The organism is Pedobacter sp. BG31 (genome assembly GCF_042464845.1).
Classification (GTDB): domain Bacteria; phylum Bacteroidota; class Bacteroidia; order Sphingobacteriales; family Sphingobacteriaceae; genus Pedobacter; species Pedobacter suwonensis.
In genome coordinates this window covers 113,262-135,689 of record NZ_JBHNZK010000006.1, presented here as the reverse complement: position 1 = coordinate 135,689, position 22,428 = coordinate 113,262, and the positions used below count along the sequence as shown (strand labels likewise).

At 39.4% G+C, this 22,428-nt stretch carries 13 protein-coding genes and 1 tRNA gene; 3 read left to right on the top strand and 11 right to left on the bottom strand.

Annotation, left to right across the window (positions count from 1 at the left end):
* The first annotated feature begins 441 nt into the window (after nt 1-441).
* Together ACFE6N_RS09915 and ACFE6N_RS09910 are read left to right on the top strand one after the other, a co-directional pair.
* Nucleotides 442-672, top strand: a complete 231-nt coding sequence (locus tag ACFE6N_RS09915) for a hypothetical protein (protein WP_378936017.1) — start codon at nt 442-444, stop codon at nt 670-672.
* On the top strand, nt 659-1,051 hold the full coding sequence (locus tag ACFE6N_RS09910) for a type II toxin-antitoxin system VapC family toxin (protein ID WP_378936015.1): 393 nt from the start codon (nt 659-661) through the stop codon (nt 1,049-1,051). Before ACFE6N_RS09915 ends, ACFE6N_RS09910 begins: the two co-directional genes overlap by 14 nt.
* Nucleotides 1,052-1,278: 227 nt before the next feature.
* Here the strand turns inward: ACFE6N_RS09910 and ACFE6N_RS09905 are convergent, their stop codons facing one another.
* The 3 genes from ACFE6N_RS09905 to ACFE6N_RS09895 form a co-directional block, all read right to left on the bottom strand.
* Nucleotides 1,279-1,467 (bottom strand): hypothetical protein, encoded by a 189-nt coding sequence (locus tag ACFE6N_RS09905; RefSeq protein ID WP_378936013.1) that lies wholly within the window; start codon nt 1,465-1,467, stop codon nt 1,279-1,281.
* The gene (locus ACFE6N_RS09900; protein WP_378936011.1) at nt 1,448-1,897 is read right to left on the bottom strand and encodes a hypothetical protein; all 450 of its coding nucleotides are present in this window, start codon (nt 1,895-1,897) and stop codon (nt 1,448-1,450) included. Before ACFE6N_RS09900 ends, ACFE6N_RS09905 begins: the two co-directional genes overlap by 20 nt.
* 355 nt (nt 1,898-2,252) lie before the next feature.
* A tRNA-Lys gene (locus tag ACFE6N_RS09895) sits at nt 2,253-2,325 on the bottom strand.
* A gap of 374 nt (nt 2,326-2,699) precedes the next feature.
* On the opposite strand from ACFE6N_RS09895, the gene ACFE6N_RS09890 reads away from it, so the two are divergent.
* Nucleotides 2,700-3,314: a Crp/Fnr family transcriptional regulator gene (locus ACFE6N_RS09890; RefSeq protein WP_378936009.1), complete on the top strand. Its 615-nt coding sequence runs from the start codon at nt 2,700-2,702 to the stop codon at nt 3,312-3,314.
* 338 nt (nt 3,315-3,652) lie between these two features.
* Here the strand turns inward: ACFE6N_RS09890 and ACFE6N_RS09885 are convergent, their stop codons facing one another.
* The 8 genes from ACFE6N_RS09885 to ACFE6N_RS09850 form a co-directional block, all read right to left on the bottom strand.
* Nucleotides 3,653-5,494 (bottom strand): beta-galactosidase family protein, encoded by a 1,842-nt coding sequence (locus ACFE6N_RS09885; RefSeq protein WP_378936007.1) that lies wholly within the window; start codon nt 5,492-5,494, stop codon nt 3,653-3,655.
* Between the two features lie 129 nt (nt 5,495-5,623).
* Entirely contained in the window at nt 5,624-7,147 is a 1,524-nt protein-coding gene (locus tag ACFE6N_RS09880; protein WP_378936005.1) for a glycoside hydrolase, read from the bottom strand.
* Nucleotides 7,148-7,169: 22 nt separating this feature from the next.
* Nucleotides 7,170-8,870: a RagB/SusD family nutrient uptake outer membrane protein gene (locus ACFE6N_RS09875; protein ID WP_378936003.1), complete on the bottom strand. Its 1,701-nt coding sequence runs from the start codon at nt 8,868-8,870 to the stop codon at nt 7,170-7,172.
* Between the two features lie 5 nt (nt 8,871-8,875).
* Nucleotides 8,876-12,043, bottom strand: a complete 3,168-nt coding sequence (locus ACFE6N_RS09870) for a SusC/RagA family TonB-linked outer membrane protein (protein ID WP_378936001.1) — start codon at nt 12,041-12,043, stop codon at nt 8,876-8,878.
* A 226-nt stretch (nt 12,044-12,269) separates the two neighbouring features.
* Nucleotides 12,270-16,394: a two-component regulator propeller domain-containing protein gene (locus ACFE6N_RS09865; RefSeq protein ID WP_378935999.1), complete on the bottom strand. Its 4,125-nt coding sequence runs from the start codon at nt 16,392-16,394 to the stop codon at nt 12,270-12,272.
* A 1,100-nt stretch (nt 16,395-17,494) separates the two neighbouring features.
* Nucleotides 17,495-18,280 (bottom strand): NIPSNAP family protein, encoded by a 786-nt coding sequence (locus tag ACFE6N_RS09860; RefSeq protein ID WP_378935997.1) that lies wholly within the window; start codon nt 18,278-18,280, stop codon nt 17,495-17,497.
* Between the two features lie 313 nt (nt 18,281-18,593).
* A complete protein-coding gene (locus ACFE6N_RS09855; RefSeq protein WP_378935995.1) occupies nt 18,594-20,885 on the bottom strand; it encodes a DPP IV N-terminal domain-containing protein in 2,292 nt (763 codons plus the stop codon).
* Between the two features lie 76 nt (nt 20,886-20,961).
* A complete protein-coding gene (locus ACFE6N_RS09850) occupies nt 20,962-22,410 on the bottom strand; it encodes an APC family permease (RefSeq protein ID WP_378935993.1) in 1,449 nt (482 codons plus the stop codon).
* Between the last annotated feature and the right edge of the window lie 18 nt (nt 22,411-22,428).

Here is a 22,428-nt window from a genome sequence, read left to right as displayed (position 1 = left end):
TGATAAAAGCGAGTCATAGATTCTTTTCTATTAGCTAATCCGTAGAACCCTGCGGAACTCTACGGGATAGGTATTATTACAAACTAGAACTACGGTTAAAGCTTGACGGAAAAATCCACCAGATAGAATGTAATTATAACACAGCATTTTTTGCGATGCTGTTCTACAATCCGAGAAGATATGCGCTGTTAAATTCAGTTATCGATAGTGAACTTCTTAGTTTTTTCCAAAAAGCCATTTTCAACTATTGGTATTGAAACATTATGATGGTGATTTTAAAGACTTTGTTGATCGGTTAAGGATGGGATATAGTTTTATTGATAACTGAAGATCACGAAAAAGATAAAACTCGAAATCATTTGCTCATACTCATAGGATTTAGGGGTATGGTTATTGTAGAAATAATTCTATATTTTTGTGTTAACACTCAATATCATATCCATGCACATAGAAACACGTAAATTACATTTGATAGAAGAAATGCTCAAAGTAAAGAGTGAAGCTACTTTATCTGCTTTGGAGAAACTATTAAAGAGTACCAGTAATAAAACAGTTAAGAAAACACCAAGCTTAAAAGATTTTTCTGGAATCTGGTCTAAGGACGAGGCGGAAGAAATGGAACGTATAATTTCAGAATCTTGTGAAACCATCCACCCAGATGACTGGAAGTAATCTATTAGATACCAATATCGTTATTGAGTTATTTAAAGGCAATTCTACAATTACAGAGTTTCTTGAAACCTTAGAGGAGGAAATAAACATTCCTTTTGCTGTATTGGGAGAATTATATCTGGGTTCTTACAGATCAGCTAACCCAAAAAAGCACATTAAACAGATCAACTCTTTTCTAGAGAGGTGTAATGTACTTATTGCTGATGATGAAACAGCAAATCACTATGCCTTAATCAAAACTGCCTTGTTACAAAAAGGTAAGCCAATACCGGAGAATGACATGTGGATAGCCGCAGTATCAAAGCAATTTGACCTAAAGTTACACACCAAGGACAAGCACTTTAAGGAAATTGACAACCTGAATTTGCAGAGCTGGTAAAGTATTAATTTATTATTTATTCCCCAAGCTCGGTGCGGCCTGCGAAACCCCTGCGCACTTAAGCCTGCCCGCTGTTCTCGCTCTTGGCATTTACGGAGTGGTAATCGTCGGTTTCCTGACAGTTCGGTTGTGCTTCTGCGATCCCTGGTGTCTGCCCTCGCTTTGCATAGCTAAAAATAAGGCATGCACACTCAAAACCTAAGCTGCGGGCGTGCATAAACAATTTTCTATACCACTGCAAACATTTCTCTTAATGGTGCCATATCGCTGGCAACTTTTTCATCCACCATTTTTGCATAAAGTTGGGTGGTGCGTATATTGGTATGTCCCATCATTTTAGACACGCTTTCGATAGGTACACCGTTCAAAAGAGTAACTGTAGTGGCGAAAGTACGTTTAGCGATCCGGTTGCCCAATGTTTTGACGATGCCCGACAGGGCGGCAATCTCCACCAATAAACTCATGGTCTATATTTCGGATGTTGAGGTCACCTGTTTGATATTTGAATGAGAGATATTCTTTAACGTGCTTTTCAAGAACTTTAGACCGTTTCAAAGTGCCTTCCGCGTAATCTTCCTTTTCTACAAGTGCGGCCATGTTTGTATTATTGATTTTAATGGCCTCCATAATGGTGTGCATTTTTTCTGCCTTGCCCAGATACTTGCATTTAACGCCTTCAGCCGATATCTCTACATCTTCTACGCATAAAGCAGTATGGGCAGCAGTAACGCCCGCTTTCATTTTGTAGAGATAGGAATTTAAGGTTTTGGCATCTTCTTTTGTGCCTATCATGTGACCCGCTTTGGTGTTCCACAATTCCGGTTCGCATTTTCTGCTGGCGGACATTTCCACAGGTTTTCCGTCACGGTAATTCTTATATAAACAGGAACAGCACCTTTAAGATAGTTTTTTGGTTTCTTCAGGTAGAAGAGCAGACTGAAATTAGTTTTCATAATCGACTGATTTAAAGTTAACAAAGTTAGCCTTGCAATCTAATCGTATCAAGTCATTCAATGATTGAAATTTCTGTAAGTCAGAAGCTTACATCGTTTTCAGGGAGTATACTACTCTGTAAAACTACTCACCGAATCACTCACTTTTTTTATGCGATTTATGCATATTTTGATGTTTTCGATAAAACAAAAAAAGCTTGCAATCATTTGATTTGCAAGCTTTTACGTAGTTTTTATACTATCTTCTGTGATCCCGCTGGGATTCGAACCCAGGACCACTACATTAAAAGTGTAATGCTCTACCAGCTGAGCTACGGAATCATTTTCTCCCTTTCGAGGCTGCGAAGTTAGGAATTAAATTCAATCTTGCAAAAGGTAAATGCAAAATATTTAACAGAAAGTTAACGCTGACATCACAAAATAAGGTTAAATATTTAGAAATCATTTGGTTGAACAAGGGCAAAAAAAAATCACTGTTCGAAGAGATTTAACCACAAATGAACAAGGTTTGATAAAAAATATCTTTCTTTCTCCTTAAAAGCCTTGTACAAACATCATAATTGAAGGATAGGCGACCTTCATATTTTTTAGACCGGTATGCATGTATGATTAAAATTCCCATTTGTTGTAAATAATGTTATTGATTTTTTTATTTCCTTACTTATTTTCACTCTTTAATACATACTTGATTTTTAATGAATATTGAAAATATTTATGGTGAAGATAAATGGGCTACACTTGGGGGTTTTTCACCAATTATTTCTGTCTTTAGTTCGTACCATCCGCTTACTCCAGAGATGGAAGACATTATTAACCGCGATACATTTCCTGTGCATTTTGCCAAAAACAAACATATTGCCTCACCACTAAAACGCAACCGTTACATTTTTCTGATTTTACAAGGAGCAGTGCATGGCTACCTTAAAATGGGAAATAAAAAAATTACCACCTGGATTGCTGCTGAAAATGAACTGGCAGGAACCATCAGAAATTTATGGGAGAATGAAGCCTCTGATGAATATATTGAAACGATAGATCCGGTATTTGCGATTGCCATTCCGCATGAAATGTCGAAAATGCTTTATGAAAATTTCCCCATCGCAAATTATGTGGGCAGAAAGATGACCCAGATTTATTTTCAGGGCGCCTCTGAAAGGGCGTATATCTGCAGGCTTCCGACGGCGTTAAAACGCTACCAAAGGTTCATGGTTTCTTATCCACACCTCATTAACCGTATCCCATTAAAGTACATTGCTTCCTTTGTGGGTATGAGGCTGGAAACATTGAGCAGACTTCGGAACAAGCCTTAATGGTCAGCACAAAAAAAAAATTAATTGTCTTTCTGAACGAAGTGAATAACCCGGAGGCCCTGCGAAGCAAATCCTTCAAATTAAAAGATCCTTCGTATCAGTGATAGATTTTACTAGTCTGTCGTCATTCCCGCGCAGGCGGGAATCTTAAAGCGTTTGCACTAAGATTCCCAATTAAGTTGGGAATGATGATCTCTCGGAGGATATTACCTAAAAGAATTATCTGTCAATAATATTGATTTTATACATTAAATTATTCCTCAGGATTACATAACTAAAAAAGCCATTACGCTTTCAGTTAAACGTAATGGCTTTTATTATCTTAAAAAAACGAGATATTATTTACTTTTCAACTCATTTAAAATAGGCTTATCCAGGCTGGTTAAGGTATGCTGCTGAGGTTTAAGCAATTCGAAAACCACAATCTCATTTTTCCCTTTTTTTAGCCATTCTGCTGGCAGGTAAATGGTTTGTTGCGGACCAATGCCCCAATATTTACCTAAGTTATGTCCGTTAACCCAAACCAGTCCTTTGCCCCACTGGCGCATATCAAGATACGTATCGGCAACTTTGGTTAAATTAAAGCTGGCTGATTTAAGTGCCGCTGCCGATGGGCTGCTTACTTTAGCTTGTATTTTTTGGGCGTCTGTTTTATCAAAAGGTAAAGGATACATTTTCCACGATTTAATCTCCTTACCATTAAAAGTTACATTTTTGGTAATCCCCTTGTTGTTTTTAAGCAGGTAAGGACCAAAGTTGATTCTTCCCAGGTTTTCAACCAAAATATCCAATTGTACATTACCGGCAGGAAGACTAACGGCCAAACTATCCTGATAAAGCCTCCTGTCTAAAACACCAACCAGTTTTTTATTGATGTATACCAGACCATAATCGCGCAGTTCGTTAATTTTGATTACGCCTTTACGTCCACCTTTTATGGTACTGCTGTACAGCACAAAACCATAGGGTTGGTTAAGTGCTTCGAAAGTTAATGGTTGTTCACTTAACTTTGGTTTACCGATCAGGCTAAAGATATCGGTAGATTTGGTAAATTTAATGGCTGGCAATGCCGCAGCAGGTTTAGCAGCAGGTACAGCAGGAAGTATCTGGTTCGCCGGCAAATTCCTTTTGATCACTTCGCGGAAAAGCATAAATTTTGGTGTCGCATTACCCGCTTCATCTAAAGGTGCGTCGTAATCATAACTGCTGATCTGCGGTTCGTAAGCAGTTGAATCGTTATAGTTTGCACCATTCATAAACCCCCGGGTGGTACCACCATGAAACATATACATGTTGATGGAAATGCCTCCTTTAAGTGCAGTATCTAATTTATTGGCATATGTTTTTGGATCTACCTCATGGTGTTTGGTGCCCCACCAATCGAACCAGGCCGGATACCATTCTGGCACAAAATAAGGGCCTTTACCTTTGTTATACTTGTTGATCAGTGCCCTGATCTGATCAGGATTATCGATCCCGTTAACGCCTGGAAGTAAACCAGCCAGGTGTCCGCCTTCTAATGCAGAAACCGGATCGCAGGTGGAAAGTACACCATCAAAACCAGCATCTTTAAACAGTTGCTCATTAATTTTCAGGTATTCTTTATCGTTTCCATAAGAACCATATTCGTTTTCTACCTGCACCATTAAAATGTTGCCCCCATGGTTAACCTGCAAAGGCGCTAAACGTTTACCAATTTCGGTAATATATTCCTTGTACTCTTTTAAATACTGTACTTCTTTGCTCCTTACCTGTAAACCTTTAATGTTCTGCAACCAATACGGATAACCGCCAAATTCCCATTCGGCACATACATACGGACTCGGGCGAAGCAATACCCATAAACCTTCTTCTTTTGCAATACGAACAAATTCGGTAATATCATTATTACCGGAAAAATCAAAATGATCTTTCTGCGGCTCGTGTACATTCCAGAATACATAAGTACCAATGGTATTCAGGCCCATGGCTTTGGCCATTTTCATTCTATCGCGCCAGGCTTCTCTCGGTATCCGGGGATAATGCATTTCTCCCGAAATAATCTGAAAGGGTTTGTTATCAAGCAGAAAAACTGAGTCTGCCAGTTTAAAAGTATGCTTACTTTGAGCAAATGCACCAAAGCTGGCAAAACAAGTAATTAAAATTACTTTAATCCATAGGTGTTTTAAGGTAGGTTTCATCAAAAAGGTATTATTTAAAAAAATCAAAAGCATAGTTTTCCCATATCATTTTATAAAATGCTTTACAGCACAAACCAAATGTTATGGATTTATAAAATGAGTAACATTATCATTTCAAATCAATCAGGTTTAATTGCTGATTACCGTGGTAACAGACTTAGCAGGAATACGCACCTGTTTGGTATCCTGATATTGTTTATAGGGCGACAAATTGTATTGATCTGATGTAACATAGGTTTGTACAGCACTTTGCTTACTTCCCTTTACCTCGATGTTCAGCTCAAGATTTTTTTCTGTAGGGTTAACCACTACGGTTACGATCTTTTTATTTTGCTGATAGGATGATACATTAACCTGAGGCAAATCTGCCCCCAGGGTTTTAACCTGAAGCCGCTTACTGCCAGGGTTAATAAAACGGCTATAGTTACCCAGGGCCCACAGCAGTTTACTATCATAAACCTCACCATCTGTTTTATTTTTATCGATATAAACCAGACCATCCTTATAATCGCCGGTGGATACGCCCAACCACCATTGCCATGAGGTTGCGTTAGATATCACGAGGTCATGATGGATCAGCCTGGCGATAAAAAGTGCTGTAACCATGCCCAGATCACGTTTTTCGCCTTTAAGCACCTCATCACCAAGTACGCAATATTCAGACATCCAATACCTTAACCCTTTTATTTGCGCTACGGCTTCGGCTGTTTTCTTACGGACACCAATAAACTTTTCTTCCGGACTGGTGGTAAAATAACTGTGAGCAGAAATGGATTGATCTACATTTGCAAGGTTGCCAACATAATTGGGAGATGCCGGATTAAAGAACTGCTGTACCTGGTTTCCCTTCGCACTATTTCCGTTATTATATAAATAATCGAGCTGACCGGCCTCTCCTATCTGTATTTTGGTTTTCATCTGATTCTTAACCAAAGCATCATTAACACCCCGGTAAAGTTGAGCAAGTTCGGTATTGTTGTACGGACAGCCTTCCTGATTATGTTCATTCCATTTCCATTGCGGCTCGTTTGCAGGGCTGAGGTAGTTGAGTTCTATTCCGGTTGTTTCCTTTACGCCTTTAATGGTTTTAACCAGGTAATCGGCAAACTGCGGAAGTTTATCAAAATCCAGGTTGCAGTTTCCATCTGTAGAATAGGCTTTGCCATTTTTGGTAAATAATACGTGCGGACTGTTTACGAAGCCGATAAACTGCTTTACGCCACGATTTTGGGCTGCTTTTAAAAACCAGGTTTGACCGGGCATTGCGTTCCAGTTATAAGTACCATCAGGCTGCAGAAAAGCGTATTGACGACGCCATTCGTCGCCAATATCGCTTGCCTTACCTTGGGCGGCACTACCGCCTCCAATGCTGAAACGCCACATGTTAAGCCCAATACCAAGTGGTTGCCCCGCTTTTGTGGTTTGGGTGCTAAAAAGCAAATCGGCCATTCTATCCTTTTTTTCTGCGGGCCATAAACCTGCGAACTGACAAGTCCATGCATCAGAAGCGCCAAAACCCTCTATGGTTTGGAATGTAATGGCAGGATCTATTTCTATTTTTAGAGGCGTTTCTTGTGCAAGCGTTACGCTACCATATAAAAATAAGGCCAGACAGATAAAAAAACGGTTTAGATTGGAGGATGACTTTAACATGTAAACAATTAATTTCTATTTATTAGTAACCTGGGTTTTGCTGCAATTTACCACCTGATGCTAAAATTTCGGCTCTTGGTATTGGTAACCAATAGTGTTTGGTTTCGAACTTGCGCCCATCTAAAGCAACTTTAGGCGTATAAGTAAAACCATTATTTGTTTTGGTAATCGTCACGCCGCCTGCAGGTTTATTTTCGGTTACATCCGCAATTTTCCACCTCCTTACATCATAAAAACGATGTTCTTCGAAAGCAAGCTCTACCCTACGCTCATAGCGTACCGCATCGCGCATTTGTGTCTGTGTAAGTCCGATTGCCAATGCAGGCATATTAACGCCTGGCCTCGCCCTCACCATGTTTACTGCATCTCTTGCAGACATGGTAGATCCCGAAGGAACAGCATCAGGACCATAAGCTTCATTTGCAGCTTCAGCATAGTTAAGCAAAATTTCTGCATATCTAAAATAAATCCATGGTTGAAAACCTGCATTGCCCCATGGATTTTGTAATGGATAGGCATCATTCATGAATTTTTTAAGGTAATATCCGGTTTTACTGGTATTCCAGTTGTCATTCCCATCTTTACTGTCTCTTCCTCCCGGAACAAAGGTTTCTACGTTACGCTCACGGTAGGCTGCGCCATTATACAAAATGGTAGCTGCAAAACGTGGATCACGACCTTTATACGGTTCGTTGCTATCATAACCAGAAGTAGGATCGGTAATCGGTTTACCGTTGGCCATTTCGTAATCATCTACCAGGTTCTGCATTGGTAAATTTCCGCCCCAACCGCCATAACCATTAGGCCCGTTTGCAATTTCCAAATGGGTATGATTGGCATTTTTGGTAAACAACCTTGCAAAAATAACTTCATTACTCTGGTCAGTTAAAAACAAGTTTGCGTATCCCCCGGTATATATTCCATATTTATTTAAAGAGATCACCGCCTGGGCTGCCGTAACAGCTGCCTGCCAGGTACCTGCATTATACAACGGACTTGCAGCATACAACAGTAAACGCGACTTAAGTGCCAATGCCGCACCTTTAGTAGCTCTACCAATTAACCAGCTGCCACTATTATCTAAAGGTAAATCTGCAGCAGCCTGATCGAGTTGAGCGGCCACATAATCTATAGATTCTTTAATCGAAGCACGTTGAAACAATGCCGGATCTTGTAGATTGTCCGAAAGTTCAACTATCTTATCGCCCATTAAGACGATGCCGCCGTAATTACGGATCAAATCCTGATAACGAAAAGCCCTGATAAATTTAATCTCAGCTATCAGTTGTTTTTTATGTGTCGCACTCATTGAAATTTTGGACAGTACTGATAGTGCGTAATTACATTCTCTGATACCGCGATAACTTCTTCCCCAATATACGCCAGCGCTTCCTAAATTTTCGGGAGCCAGCTGCCCTCTCTGGATCAACCAGGTCGCATCATCATTATTGTAAACAGATTCATCGGTAAAAGAACTCCACATGCTGTATTCAAAACCTCTGCCAAAACCTGGTACAGATCCATCACCTTCTTTATCCTGTAAGCGTGTACCCAGATACCGGTTGGTTATATAAGCCTCTAATGCTGTCGTATCATTTTCTATGGTAGCAGGCAAAAGAATATCTGTTGGTTCGACGTTTAAAATTTCTTTTTTACAGCCCACCATAGCCCCCGAAAAAAGGGATAGGCCTAAAAGTGTTATATATATTGATTTGATTTTCATGATGTTTAAAATTTAATATTGGCGCCTAAATTAATGATGCGTTGCTGAGGGTAAAACTGTCCGCTACCACTGGTTCCTTCCGGATCGTAATCTTTCACTTTAGAAATAGTGAATAAGTTAAAGGCACTGGCATAAACCCTTACTCCAGAAACGTTGATGCGATCTAAGAAGCTGGCCTTAATGTTATAGGCAAGCTCTACGTTTTTAAGCCTTAAGAACGAGGCATCATTTAACCAAAAGGTATTATTAAACTGCCCACCACTAATGGCATTAGATGCACGGTCGGTTACCCTTGGATAGGTTCCGTTCGGGTTTGCGGCACTAAACCTGTTATCGGCCCAACTGCTATAAAAGTTACCCACACTACCTGATTCTGGCAAAACGTACTGACTTACCTGGGTTTGTCCGGCTAATACCATCGATAAATCAAAGTTTTTATAAGAAGCACCAAGTGTAAATCCGTAAGTAATTTGAGGGATGTTGCTATATGGCGTTCTGGTTTGGTCATCGGCAGTAATTTTACCGTCATTATTGTAATCCAGATATTTAAGATCACCAACTTTAGCCCCGCTAACATGCGGATATGCATCTAACTCCTGCTGTGTGCTAAATATACCTATGGCATTGTAGAGCAGGCTAGCATTTAACGGTCTTCCGGTCTGGCGCTGATAATCTAATGTTCCGCTGGCTTCATCAATAAAAATCACTTTACTTTTAGCATAAGTGAAGTTACCTGATGCATTCCATCTGAAATTTTCGCCGTTGTGGTTATAACCCAAAGTTGCTTCGAAACCAGCATTATTTACTTTACCGATATTTTCTGAAGGTACTAGCGGATCAGATCCATATGGATTTACGATACCTGAAGAACCTGGTACTGATGCATTACGGGTGGTTAAGATATCAGATCTTTTTTGCTGGAAATAAATGGCCTCAATACTAAAGTTTTTGAACACCGTGGCATTAATACCAATATCCAGCTTTTTGGCTACCTCCCAGGTAATGTTTGGATTTGCCAGTTTAACCAGGTTTACGCCCGGTTGTATGGTTGATGATGTGGCGCCCGGGCTTTGAGCTACAAATCCATTTCCAACCAATACATAATTATCAAAATACTGGAAACCTTTCACATTATCGTTACCCAATGCGCCGTATGATGCCCTGATTTTCAGATTATCAACAAATTTAACATTATCGCTGAACCAATTTTCTTTTGACATTACCCATCCCACAGATGCAGAAGGAAAATAGCCATATCGCCTACCCTCCGGGAATATAGATGAGCCATCAATACGTAATTGTCCTTCAAACAGGTATTTATCATCATAACTATAAGCTAAACGGCTGATTACACTCTTACGGTTATAGTTGGTGCTATAACCCGAGTTGAGATAATCAGTAGCGGCAGCACCCCCTTGTGAAAGTTCGGGCAAATTGGTAGACAGAAAGTTAAAACGTTGTGCATCGAAATATTCTAAATGGTTTTCGCTTTGCTCATAACCTACAAATGCATTAATATCGTGCAGATTGAAACGACGTGCGTAATTCAGCTTGATGTTTGAAGTAAGCAACGATTCGTTTCTATGGCTTTCAGTCAGGGTAGCTCTTTGGTTATTGCCACCCGTAATTACACTGTTATAAGTTTGAGATGTAGGATCGTATTGGTATAACAGATAGGGTTTATTGAAACTTTTGGTAAATACATTCGATTTATCAGCCGAGAAGAAACCATCAACAGAAAGGCCTTGTACACCTGGAATAATAAAAGTAGCTCGTAAAATGCCATTTAAAACCTGTGTTGGCGATTTACTGGTTCCACCGATATCGGTAACCTGTACAGCAGGATTGGAATTTTCTATACCAGTTGTTGGTAAGCCGTTTGGATAATATGCAGCTACAATTGGTTTTGCCCTGTAAATAGACCTAAAAATATCGCCGGCTCCAACCTGAGGAAACACACGGTTTTCTTGTCTGCCCGATACCGATAAACCCAATTTAAGATATTTGGATACGTTAGCATCAACATTACTTCGGAAATTATACTGATTGTACTTGGTTGCACCATTTTTATAAATACCATCCTGGCTAATTGTACCTAATGAAACATAGTATTTTACGTCTTCGCTACCGCCATTAACAGAAAGGCTGTGCTGACTTTGCAAAGCTGTTTTCTTTAAGGCCTGATCGATCCAATCGGTATTGGGGTATAACAACGGATCGGAGCCGTTACGGAATTTTTCGATCTGGTCTGCTGTGTAAGACTGATTGAGTCCGCCTGAAGGATTAGAATCAAAATTGATTTCGTTCATAATCTGCGCGTAAGTAGCGGCATCTGCCATTTTAGGCAATCTTGTTGGCGAGCTAAAACCCTGGTTAAAACTATAATTGATAGTTGGTTTACCAGTTTTACCCTTTTTTGTAGTGACCAAAATAACCCCATTGGCGGCTCTGTTACCATAAATAGCTGCAGAGGCATCTTTTAATACCGAAACACTTTCAATATCATTGGGATCTAAACGTTCCAGTCCACCAATCTGTCCGGGAATTCCATCTACAACGATTAATACATTGTTACTCCCTGTGGTAGCCAGGCCCCTGATGGTGATGTTTGAACCGTCATAACCAGGTTCGCCACTTCTGTTGTTGATCACTACGCCGGAAAAACGGCCAGCTAAAGAATTGGATAAGTTGGGTTGCGGACTTTTCACCAGGTCGGCTCCTTTTACCTGCGATATTGATCCGGTAAGGGTTGCTTTCTTCTGGGTTCCGTAACCCACCACCACTAATTCGTTCAGTGTTTTCGTATCGGCACTCAGCTGAACATTAATGATTGTTCTATCGCCAACGGTTTGTTCCTGACTGGTGTAACCCACGTAAGAAAAAACCAATACATCAGTTGTAGATGCCACACTAATGCTATATTTACCTTTTGCATCGGTTTGAACTGCTTTTTCAGTTCCCTTAATCTTAACTGCTACTCCCGGAAATGGCACTCCGTCACTTGTAACAGTACCCGTTACCACAATCTCCCGTGCCAGTTTCATTTTTTCTGCCGATATAGCAAAGGAAGAGGCGGCTACAGGTAAACTAATTGATAAGATAAATAGAAAAGCCAGTGCTTTAATTTTAAAGCATTTTAAAGGCGAAAATTCCTTCAGATTTTTTTTTCTCATTTGGTTTGCACATTAATATTTGGTTAGCAGATCAGATCTATACTTAGATAAACAGAATGTTATTATCAGATTTTATAGTGATAGAACTGCTTCATAGGGGGCTAAAGTAGTGCTAACAAACCATATAAAAAGGGTACAAACAATCCAAATTTAAGGGGTAAACAGACCGAAAATAAGCTTAAATGAGGTTTTAACGCATATTTTGAGAAACAGGGAGTAAATACAGTTATGGTTTACTTTTTTTACCTGTTGTGTTTACCTGGATATGATTAGAAAATGGCTTCCTGAATTTTTTAATGTACTGTGATGGATTTATATTAAACAATTTATAAAACTGCTCTCTAAAATATTTGGGATCGGTAATGCCTACCAGGTATGAAGTTTCCTGAATGGTTTTATCAGTATTGATAAAAATTTCGGCCGCTTTTCTTAACCTGATGAAACGGATAAAGCCGTTGGCAGACTGACCTGAAATGGATTTAATTTTACGGTATAAATTAGATCTCGACATCCCCAATAAGGCTGATAAGGTATCGATATTAAAATCGGGATCGGTAAGGTGCTCTTCTACAATGCGGATACAGTTATCTAAAAACTCCTTATATTCTGCAGAGATTTTAATATGGTTGGAGTTGAGGGTAATTTCATTATAAAAGTACTTTTGCAGTGCGTTTTTACTTTTTAATATACTGGCCACCCTTGCTTTTAAAAAATCCTTATCAAAAGGTTTACTGATGTAATCGTCGGCTCCACCTTCTATGCCTTTAAGTTTAACTTCCGGTGCAGAAATGGCCGTAAGTAAAATAATCGGGATGTGAGAAATGGAAACATCTTCTTTTATTTTGCTGCAAAGTTCTATGCCCGTCATGCCGTCCATCATTACATCGCAAATCACAATATCAGGTAACAGCTCTTTCGTCATTTCATAACCTTTTTCTCCATTACTGGCTTCGTAAAGATGGTAATCCATTTTAAAAACCTGTTTAAGGTATTCTCTGATCTCTACATTATCATCAATAATAAGCATGCTTTTTGAATCAATGGTGAGCTGGTTATCGATTACCTGCCCCTCGGCAGCCTCTACAACTTTGTTGGCACTGATCTCATCCTCTATCAATTCTTTAAACAACGAAGATTCGGTATCCACTAACGCCTCCTCCAATATAACAGCATTTTTAAAATGACTTAAACCACGTAATAAAGCAATATTAAAGGTAGTTCCCTTATTTTCCGCGCTGGTGTAGTTTATGGTGCCTCCATGCATTTCAACAAAAGTTTTAGCCAGGTATAAACCTATACCAAAACCGCCTTTGGCTGATTTATTACCGGGATCCTGATAAAACTTCTCGTACAGTTTTTCTCCTGCTACTTCTACAATGCCACAGCCGGAATCTTCAACACTAATGATTACATTTTCCTTGCTATTATCTACCATCATCTTCACCGTCCCGCCTTCTGGCGTAAATTTTATTGCATTTGAAAGCAGGTTAAAGAACACGATTTCCATTTTTTCGCGGTCAGCATAAAAAGCAATCATCTCATCGGTACAGCTAAACTCAAGCGTTATATTTTTTGACCGGGCCTGGTGTATAAAACAAAGAAATACCTCTTTACACAGATTTACCAGATTTATCGGTGCTACCTTTAACTTTTCGCCATAAGTATCTGCCTTCCTAAACAACAATAGCTGATCAACCAAACTTAACAGCCGCTTGGCATTCCGGTATACAATATTTAAATCGGTAGTATCAACGTTATTGTCATTTTTGTACAAAAGTTCTTTAACCGGATTGATAATTAAGGTAAGCGGTGTGCGGAACTCGTGCGATACGTTGGTAAAAAAAGATAGTTTCTTCTCGCTCAGCTCCTTTTCTTTTTCGCTTTCGATGTGGGCCAGTTTAATCTGAAATTTTAAATCAGATTGGTGCTCGCGATATTTAAGATAAGCATACACCATACCAAAGAAAGCCAAACCATATAAACAAAAAGCCCACCAGGTGCGGTACCAAGGTGGCGTAATGATGATCTGGAGCGAATTTCCGGTCATATTCCAAATGCCATCATTGTTTGATGCCCTGATCCTTAAGGTGTATTTACCGGGATTTAAGTTGGTATAGGTTACTTTATGTTCACTACCGCTATAATTCCATTTTTTATCAAAACCTTCCAGAAAATAAGCATATTGGTTTTTTTCTGACAGTGTATAGTTCAGGGCCACAAAACCGAAAGAAAGCACACTCTGATCGTAAGGCAGGGTAATACTTTTCGTCATGTAAACAGGCGATTTTAAAGGGGAATCGTCGCCAGGGAGAATCAGTTTGTTAAAAATCGAAAAATCAGAAAAGTAAACCGCAGGCGCTTCTTTATTATATTTGAGTTGTTGTGGATTAAAATGAACGATGCCTTTGTTACCTGCCACATAAATTTCTCCTTTAGCATTTTTGCAAATGGCCTCATTTGCGTAAACGCCGTCCTTTTCATCGTAATTTTTAACCGTTTTGGATACCGGATCGAAAAGCGAAATACCTTGCTCGGTAGTTACCCATAACTTGCCATTGTTATCTTCTACCAGGTCGGTAAAAACATTGCTGGCAAAACCATTTTGTTTTGAATATACCTCGAAAGTATTTGTTTTGGCTACATATTTATTCAATCCATCCCGGGTGCAGATCCAAATGTTTTGATGCGAATCCTGATAAAGACGAATTACAATATTATTGCTAATGCCGCCTTTTTTTGAATTATCAATCCTGTAATTGGTAAACTTTTTGGTTTTAGGGTTAAAACGGCTTAAGCCACTGCCGTAGGTTCCTATCCAGATGTTGCCCTGCGCATCTTTTAAAAGGCAGTTTAAATGGTTGTTACTTAATGAGCTTAAATTTTTGGGATCGTTATAGTAATGCGTATAAGCTTTGGTTTTATCGTTATAGATTTTTAAGCCGGCATCCGTAGCTAAATAATATTCGCCATGGTTTACTTCTATCAGATCCCTAAAAACATCTTCATTGAAAAAAATACCCAGTGCAGAACGATGGTGGTGATGTAGAAACTTGTTCTCTTTTTCGTTATAACGGTCAAACCCATTCTCGCTCATTACCCATAAATCACCTTTCAAATCAACAGACAGCTTAATAATATCGTTACTGGATAAACTGTTTAAGTTGTTATTGTGAGAAAGTCTGGTAATGGAGCGGTTATCCGGATTATATTTATAAAGGCCTTTGTTGCTACCCAGCCAAAAATTGCCCTCATTGCTAATGATTGATTTGATGTCTGCCTGTCCGAAAGGAAGTGAGGTGAAATTAAACTTGTACTGGTTAAAATCGATTTTACTAAGACCATTTTTACCACATAGCCAGATCACGCCGGTTTTATCACGATAAAAGCTTCCATTGGCAAAAAATTCGAGTTTATCTATTTTATCCCATTTATTGAGTTTCGTATTTACCCAAAATATTCCTGCACTTCCGCCTACCAGTAATTTTCCGGCACTTAAACTCAAAATGTTAAACAAAGCAGAATTACCTGTGTTACCGCTATTGTAAGTGGTAAACATCCCCTTTTCAGGATCAAAACGGAACAGATCGCCTTTCCAATAACACCCGATCCAGATCATGCCCTCATTGTCGATGCAGAGCGTCCAGATGTCATTCGGATTTTTTTGACCGGCAATTTCCTTTTGCATATAATTGGTAAACCGCTTTGTTTTTTGATCGAATTTATTCAGCCCATTGCTCCAGTTGCCGAGCCATAAATTGCCAGACGCGTCTTCGGCAATGGCATTCACCGATTTTCCTTTAATGGCATAAGCGTTTTTGGGATCGGGCTGATAAACCTTAAATGTTTTTGATTTGCTGTTGTAAAGATTAAACCCATCATCGGTACCTACCCATAATTTGTTTGTTTTATCGATCAGCAGAGACCAGATCTTGTTATTGCTGAGGGACGTTTTACTGTTTTCTTTATGGTAAAAACGTTCAAATTTCTCGGTAACCGGATCGAACCTGTTTAAGCCGTTCATGGTACCCACCCAAAACACGCCATGGCTATCCTCTACCATTGCATTGATGTAGTTATTGGTTAAGGAAGTGCTATCGCCAGCGATGTTTACATAAATTTTGAAAGAATAACCATCAAATTTACAGAGTCCGTTTTCTGTACCGATCCAGACAAAACCTCTTTTATCTTTTAGTGCAACAGTGGTATTTTTAGAGGGGAGACCGTCATTAATACCGTATGTTTTAAGTACATAATGTTCCGGAATAGCCGTTTGATCCTTTACCTGTGCTTTGATGCCGCTAAAAAACAGCAGGCATTGCAGGGTAAGACCAAATGCTTTGATAAATTTCATGATTAAAAGGCAAACCAGTAGCTAAAAAATCGGTTAGCGGGTGTAAAGATACAATTTGTCGGGCTATGGTTCAATCCATACATTCCACACCCCCTAAATCGTCATCCTGAAGGATGATTTATTGAAATCTCTTCACTCCGCGCTGCTCAGGCCGAATGACGATCGAATATTTATAGGACGCTGTAAGTGACAACTTCTTTCGGAATCTTTCCAATTGCATTTTTTTTGCCACGGAAACACAGATTTACACAATGAATAAAACTGAGAGTTTACAGTTCCGTTTCTGTAATTTTCTTCATGCAATCGTCCTCCTGAACTTGTTTCAGGATCTTCACAGGTAGCATTAATTTGCCACGGAAACGCAGCATTGCACGGAGTCAAGAAAATTAAAATTTCCAGCCAAAGCCCATGCAATCATCACAATGCAATCGTCTCCTGAACTTGTTTCAGGATCTTTACATGTAGCATTATTTTGCCACGGAAACACAGATTTACACGGAATGAATAAAACTGAGAGTTTACGGTTCTGTTTCTGCAATTATCTTCATGCAATCGTCCTCATGAACTTGTTTCAGGATCTCTAAAGGTATCATTGTTTTGCCACGGAAACACAGCATTGCACGGAGTCAAGAAAGCTAAGATTTCAAGCCAAAGCCCATGCAATCATCAAAATTCAATCGTCCTCATGAACTTGCTTCAGGATCTCTAAAGGTAGCATTGTTTTGCCACGGAAACACAGCATTGCAAGGAGTCAAGAAAATTAAAATTTCCAGCCAACACCCTATAACCGTCATCGTGAGGGATAGTCTATGGTATAAAAATCAATATAAATGGCAGTAGAATTTAAGGGAAATAAATCTCCCACGAGAGATCGTCATTGCGAGAAGGCTTCTTCAGCCGACGAAGCAATCTCTATAGCAAAAACACGAGGATGGTAGATTGCGTCGTCGTTCCTCCTCGCAATGACGAGCTTTTTTGGACTCTGTCAATGGTAGAGTAGTAGAAGGATCTTTCAAGTTGCCATTGTTTTGCCACGGAAACACAAATTTACATAGCATTTGGTTTACCTTTCAGCTTTAGTCTTTAAGCTTTCGCCTTTTTTATAAATCAGAATAGTCTGTTGGATAAACAAATTTGGTATCGTTTTTAGAAACATTATGCTGATACTCTGGCATAGCCGATAGTTTTTTCCAATAGTCATCTGCTGAGAAGGCTTTCCAGTGTGCATCTCTATCGGCTTTGTTTTCAAAAGTGGTTAAATACATGAGATTAGGCATGCGGCTTCCGGCAATTACTTCCCCATAAAATACCGCATTAAAATTTAACCTTTTAAATAAACCGATCTCGTCGCCTTTGTTAAACATTTGCACTTTGTTCTGAAAATATTTCTCCGTGGGTGCTTCGTAGCTTCTTAATTCATAAACCCGTTCTTTCATTGGCGATTTTAAATTAGGCAGCATAAAATGAGGTGCATCTTCAAAAGCTTTTAATACAATAGATTCCAGCCGCTCAAAAGGAGCATCGGTATAAATTGCATCGAGATAAGCTTTACCATCAACAGCATATTGTTTGTCTTTTGACAGTTTTTTATCCAGATCCAAAATTCCATTAAGCGATTTTAGTGGAATAAATACATAAATGAGTTTTTCGGTAACTCCGGCCTGATCGCTTACTATTGGCTTAAACACACCCACCTTCGCTATTCCATTGCGATGTAATGCAGGCAAATACGCTTTTTGCAAATAATCGTCTACTGCCTTTTCCTGGGCATCGGTTTTGAGGTGGTAAATTTTAATCTGATAGAAATCTATTGAGGCATTAGCCGCAAATGCACTGGATAACAGTAAAAATAAAAACAGACAAGATATTTTGATTTTGGACAACATGTTAGGATTGATTGTTAAGATGGAAAATTAATAAAGTTTTCGGGTAAAACTTTATTAATTTTCCATTTTTATCCTTTTCGTTCCAATAAAATGCTTATTTCAGTTTGCAGTTATCAGTTTACAATTTGTAGTTGCTATTTAACTAATGACTAATGAACCAATAACCAATAAACTAATGACCAATGACTATTGACCAATAAGCCAGTAAACAAATGACCAATAAACCAGTGAACTAATGACCAGTGAACCAATGACCAATTAACTAATGACTAATGACTAATGAACCAACAAACCAATGACCAATAAACCAACCCTACTTTGCAATATTTGGATTTGGCGCTTCGGCATTAAGTAAATGTTTTACAAAGAAATCGCGTTTACGCCTGCGTCCATAAACACCTCCATCGCTGTGTCCCATGCCTGGAATGCTCAAAATATCGAAATTTTTATTGGCTTTGATCAGTGCATCGGCCAGTCTATACGTCGATTCTGGTGGTACATTTTCATCTGCTTCCCCGACAATTAAAAACAGATCGCCCTGTAATTTAGCCGCGTTGGTAATATTAGACTGTTCGCCATAATGCGGTCCTACCGGATAGCCCATCCATTGTTCGTTCCACCATTGTTTATCAATACGGTTATCGTGACAGCCACAGGCTGAAACTGCAGCTTTATAAAACTCAGGATGTGATAACAGTGCACCAGTAGAGCTTTGTCCACCCGCCGAAGTACCATAAATCCCGACTTTAGAAATATCCGCATTTGGATACTTAAGCGCCATCGCCTTCATCCATAATATCCGGTCAGGAAATCCGGAGTCGGCTATGTTTTTCCAGCATACATCATGAAAAGCTTTAGAGCGGTTGGCCGTACCCATTCCATCAATCTGCACCACGATAAAACCTAATTCGGCTATGCTCTGCATTTCACTGGCCGGCAAGAAACTTTTTGGCACAAAACTATCGTGAGGACCTGCATAAATATTTTCGATAACAGGGTATGTTTTGTTAGGATCCATTTTTGAAGGTAAGCAAACAATTCCCCATATATCGGTTTTGCCATCTCTTCCTTTGGCTACAAATACTTCTGGCAGTTTAACCCCTGTAGCTAAATAGGCATCTGTTTTTCCATGTTCTATTTCACTTACCTTTTTGGTGCTTTCAGTAAGCCTTAATTCGCTAACCGGTGGTACATTTACCTGAGAGTAAGTATCAATATAATATTTTCGATCAGGCGAGAAACTGAGGCTATGGTTACCTTTTTCTGGTGTGAGGTTTACCAGTCCTTTACCATCAAAACCGATTCTGTAATAATGGATAAAGTAAGGATCTTCATCAGCATGCATGCCATTTGCCCTGAACCATACCTGGCGTTTTACAATATCTACACTATCAATGTCCCTAACCACATAATTTCCTTTTGTAATTAACTGCTGCTTTCCGGTTAAGGCATTTACCAGATAAAGATGTTGCCAGCCATCCTGCTCACTTGTCCACAATATTTCGTTTGTTTTAGGTAAGTATCTGGTATAAATGCGACTTTCATAAATGAAGGTCTTGGTTTTCTCGTCGATGATGTTTCTGGTTTTCCCGGTTAAAACATCTACTTCGATTACCCTGAAACGCTGGTGGCCACGATCTACTTTCTCATAAGTATAATATCTGCTGTTATTATTGCGCCAATGCAGTTCTGGAGCACCAAAGAAATCAATCGGGTCTGCATCTACCTTGATGGCCGTTTTCTTCGCTACGTTAAAAACATAGGGCTGATAAGCAGTAAAGTCATCACCAGGCTGTGCATATTCTCTCGTTTTTAACTCGCCACGTGTAGTACCAGGAACAGAACTTAAAACATAATATACATTTTTAATTTCTTTCGGATCGATTTTATAGGCCACTATATTTTTGCTATCCGGCGACCATGCAAATTCGCCGTAAGGTTTATCGGCGCTGCCATCAGTGCTTAACTGTGTTTCTGCCTTTGTATCCAGATCAATTACAAACAGGTTACCACCTCGGATCAGGATTTCGCTTTTGCCATCAGGCGATTTTTTGATTTCGCGGTTTCCCTGCCAGCGCGATCTGCGTTGTTGTAAAGGCCGCCTGGCATTGTAGCGATAAATATTACTATCGGTGGTATTGGTTAAACTATTATTGCTCAGATTTAACTGATACCATTTATCGGCTATTTTTAATTTTGCAGTACCCTGATCGGCAAAATATAGCTCTCCAAGCTGAATTTTTAGCGGGTTCTGTTTTTTACCGGTAAGCTTTTCTATATTTTGTGCCAGTTTATCATGATCAAATGCAACCTGGCGCTTACCTGTTGCCGCATCTACATAATAATATTCCCATGTTCTATCAGGAAGATTCTTCTTATACCAGAATGCGGTACCATCTTTTTTCCAGAAGGGGGTAATTTCATTGTTGGTTGGAATATTTCGTAATGTAGTATCCATTTTTAAGGATAACTGGTAAGCAGCTGCCACTTCAGCAGCATTAGGCTGATAAGGTTGCAACTTGGTTTGCTGTGCAAGCAACTGAACGGAAACAAAACTTAATAAAGTAAAGGCTATTGATTTTTTAACGGTCGCGTAAATGCTCATTACAGATTTTTTGTGGTAAATATAGTATTGCTATTTTGCAGGTCTTTTTTGAATTTTAATGAATATCATTAATATTTTAACCCTTTACATCAACCGGATCTTTCGTTTTCAATTCCTGACGTACGATACCTCCTCTAATCAGATAATAAACCGGAATTCCAATTAAAGTGATGATTAATCCCGGCCAGGTAAATTTGGGTTTAAAAAAGATCAGCAGTATGCAAAAGGCAAGTCCCATCAGGATATAAACGATTGGCAGCACCGGGTAACCAAAGGCTTTGTAAGGTCTGTTTGCCTCAGGGCGTTTTTTACGGAGGATAAAGATTCCGAAAATGGTAAGCATATAAAACATGACCACCACAAAAGAAATCATATCCAGCAGGTCGCTGTATTTTCCGCTAATGCACCATAAACAGGCAAAAATGCATTGTATCCATAATCCAAATCCCGGGACTGCATTTTTGTTGAGTATACCCACTTTTTTAAAAAAAAGTCCATCTTTGGCCATGGAATAATATACCCTTGCACCAGCCATAATTAAACCATTATTACAACCAAAGGTTGAAACCATAATCATTAAAGCAATAATGATGGTACCGGCTGTACCGAAAATATGGTTGGCAGCTGAAACAGCTACCCGATCTTTATCTGCATGGGCAATATCTTGCAATGAAAGCACCCCGGTGTACATTACGTTGGTGAGGAGGTAGAGTACGGTTACGATAATGGTTCCTAAGGCTAAACTTAAACCGATATTGCGTGCAGGGTTTTTAATTTCGCCGGCGATAAAGGTCACATTATGCCAGGAATCGCTGCTGAATATTGAACCTACCATCGCTGCAGCGATGGCACCGAAAGCTGCGAAAGTGGTGTAAGAACCAATACTTCCGTCAGCAGATAACGGTCCTAAAACCCACATATTTTCCCAGTTGGTTTTCCAGATTCCTTTATTTAGAAAGAACAATCCGAAAGCGATCAGACCAAACAAACTTAACAATTTAGCCACGGTGAAGGTCGTTTGGATTACCTTACCGCCATTTACCCCTCTATTATTAATATAAGTGAGTAAAATAATTACGCCAATGGCCAACAGTTGTGCGGGTGAGACGGTAAAAAAGCCTAAATCGACAGCAACTAAATCTTCACTTAATGCAGGTATGAGATAAGCAGTAAATTTGGCAAATGCAACACCTACGGCGGCAATCGTTGCGGTTTGGATTACCGTGAAAAAACTCCAGCCATATAAAAAACTGATCAGCGGGTTGTACGCTTCCTTTAAATAAATATACTGTCCTCCCGCTTTTGGGAACATGGCACTTAATTCACCATAACTCAATGCAGCCGTTAGCGTCATAAAGCCTGTAATCAGCCAAACTACCAATAGCCAGCCAGAGCTGCCTACATTTCGGGTAATATCTGCACTGACAATAAAAATACCCGAGCCGATCATACTTCCGGCTACAAGCATCGTTGCATCCATCAGCTTAAGCGAGGGTTTAAATTGTGTGGTTTCTTTTTCAGTCATGTTGTGTTTGCTTGGTGG

Coding starts and splice junctions, on each gene's coding strand:
- ACFE6N_RS09850 (WP_378935993.1), bottom strand. CDS start 22,410: ATGACTGAAAAAGAAACCACACAATTTAAACCCTCGCTTAAGCTGATG.
- ACFE6N_RS09900 (WP_378936011.1), bottom strand. CDS start 1,897: ATGTCCGCCAGCAGAAAATGCGAACCGGAATTGTGGAACACCAAAGCG.
- ACFE6N_RS09875 (WP_378936003.1), bottom strand. CDS start 8,870: ATGAAAATCAAATCAATATATATAACACTTTTAGGCCTATCCCTTTTT.
- ACFE6N_RS09880 (WP_378936005.1), bottom strand. CDS start 7,147: ATGTTAAAGTCATCCTCCAATCTAAACCGTTTTTTTATCTGTCTGGCC.
- ACFE6N_RS09855 (WP_378935995.1), bottom strand. CDS start 20,885: ATGAGCATTTACGCGACCGTTAAAAAATCAATAGCCTTTACTTTATTA.
- ACFE6N_RS09860 (WP_378935997.1), bottom strand. CDS start 18,280: ATGTTGTCCAAAATCAAAATATCTTGTCTGTTTTTATTTTTACTGTTA.
- ACFE6N_RS09885 (WP_378936007.1), bottom strand. CDS start 5,494: ATGAAACCTACCTTAAAACACCTATGGATTAAAGTAATTTTAATTACT.
- ACFE6N_RS09915 (WP_378936017.1), top strand. CDS start 442: ATGCACATAGAAACACGTAAATTACATTTGATAGAAGAAATGCTCAAA.
- ACFE6N_RS09910 (WP_378936015.1), top strand. CDS start 659: ATGACTGGAAGTAATCTATTAGATACCAATATCGTTATTGAGTTATTT.
- ACFE6N_RS09865 (WP_378935999.1), bottom strand. CDS start 16,394: ATGAAATTTATCAAAGCATTTGGTCTTACCCTGCAATGCCTGCTGTTT.
- ACFE6N_RS09870 (WP_378936001.1), bottom strand. CDS start 12,043: ATGAGAAAAAAAAATCTGAAGGAATTTTCGCCTTTAAAATGCTTTAAA.
- ACFE6N_RS09890 (WP_378936009.1), top strand. CDS start 2,700: ATGAATATTGAAAATATTTATGGTGAAGATAAATGGGCTACACTTGGG.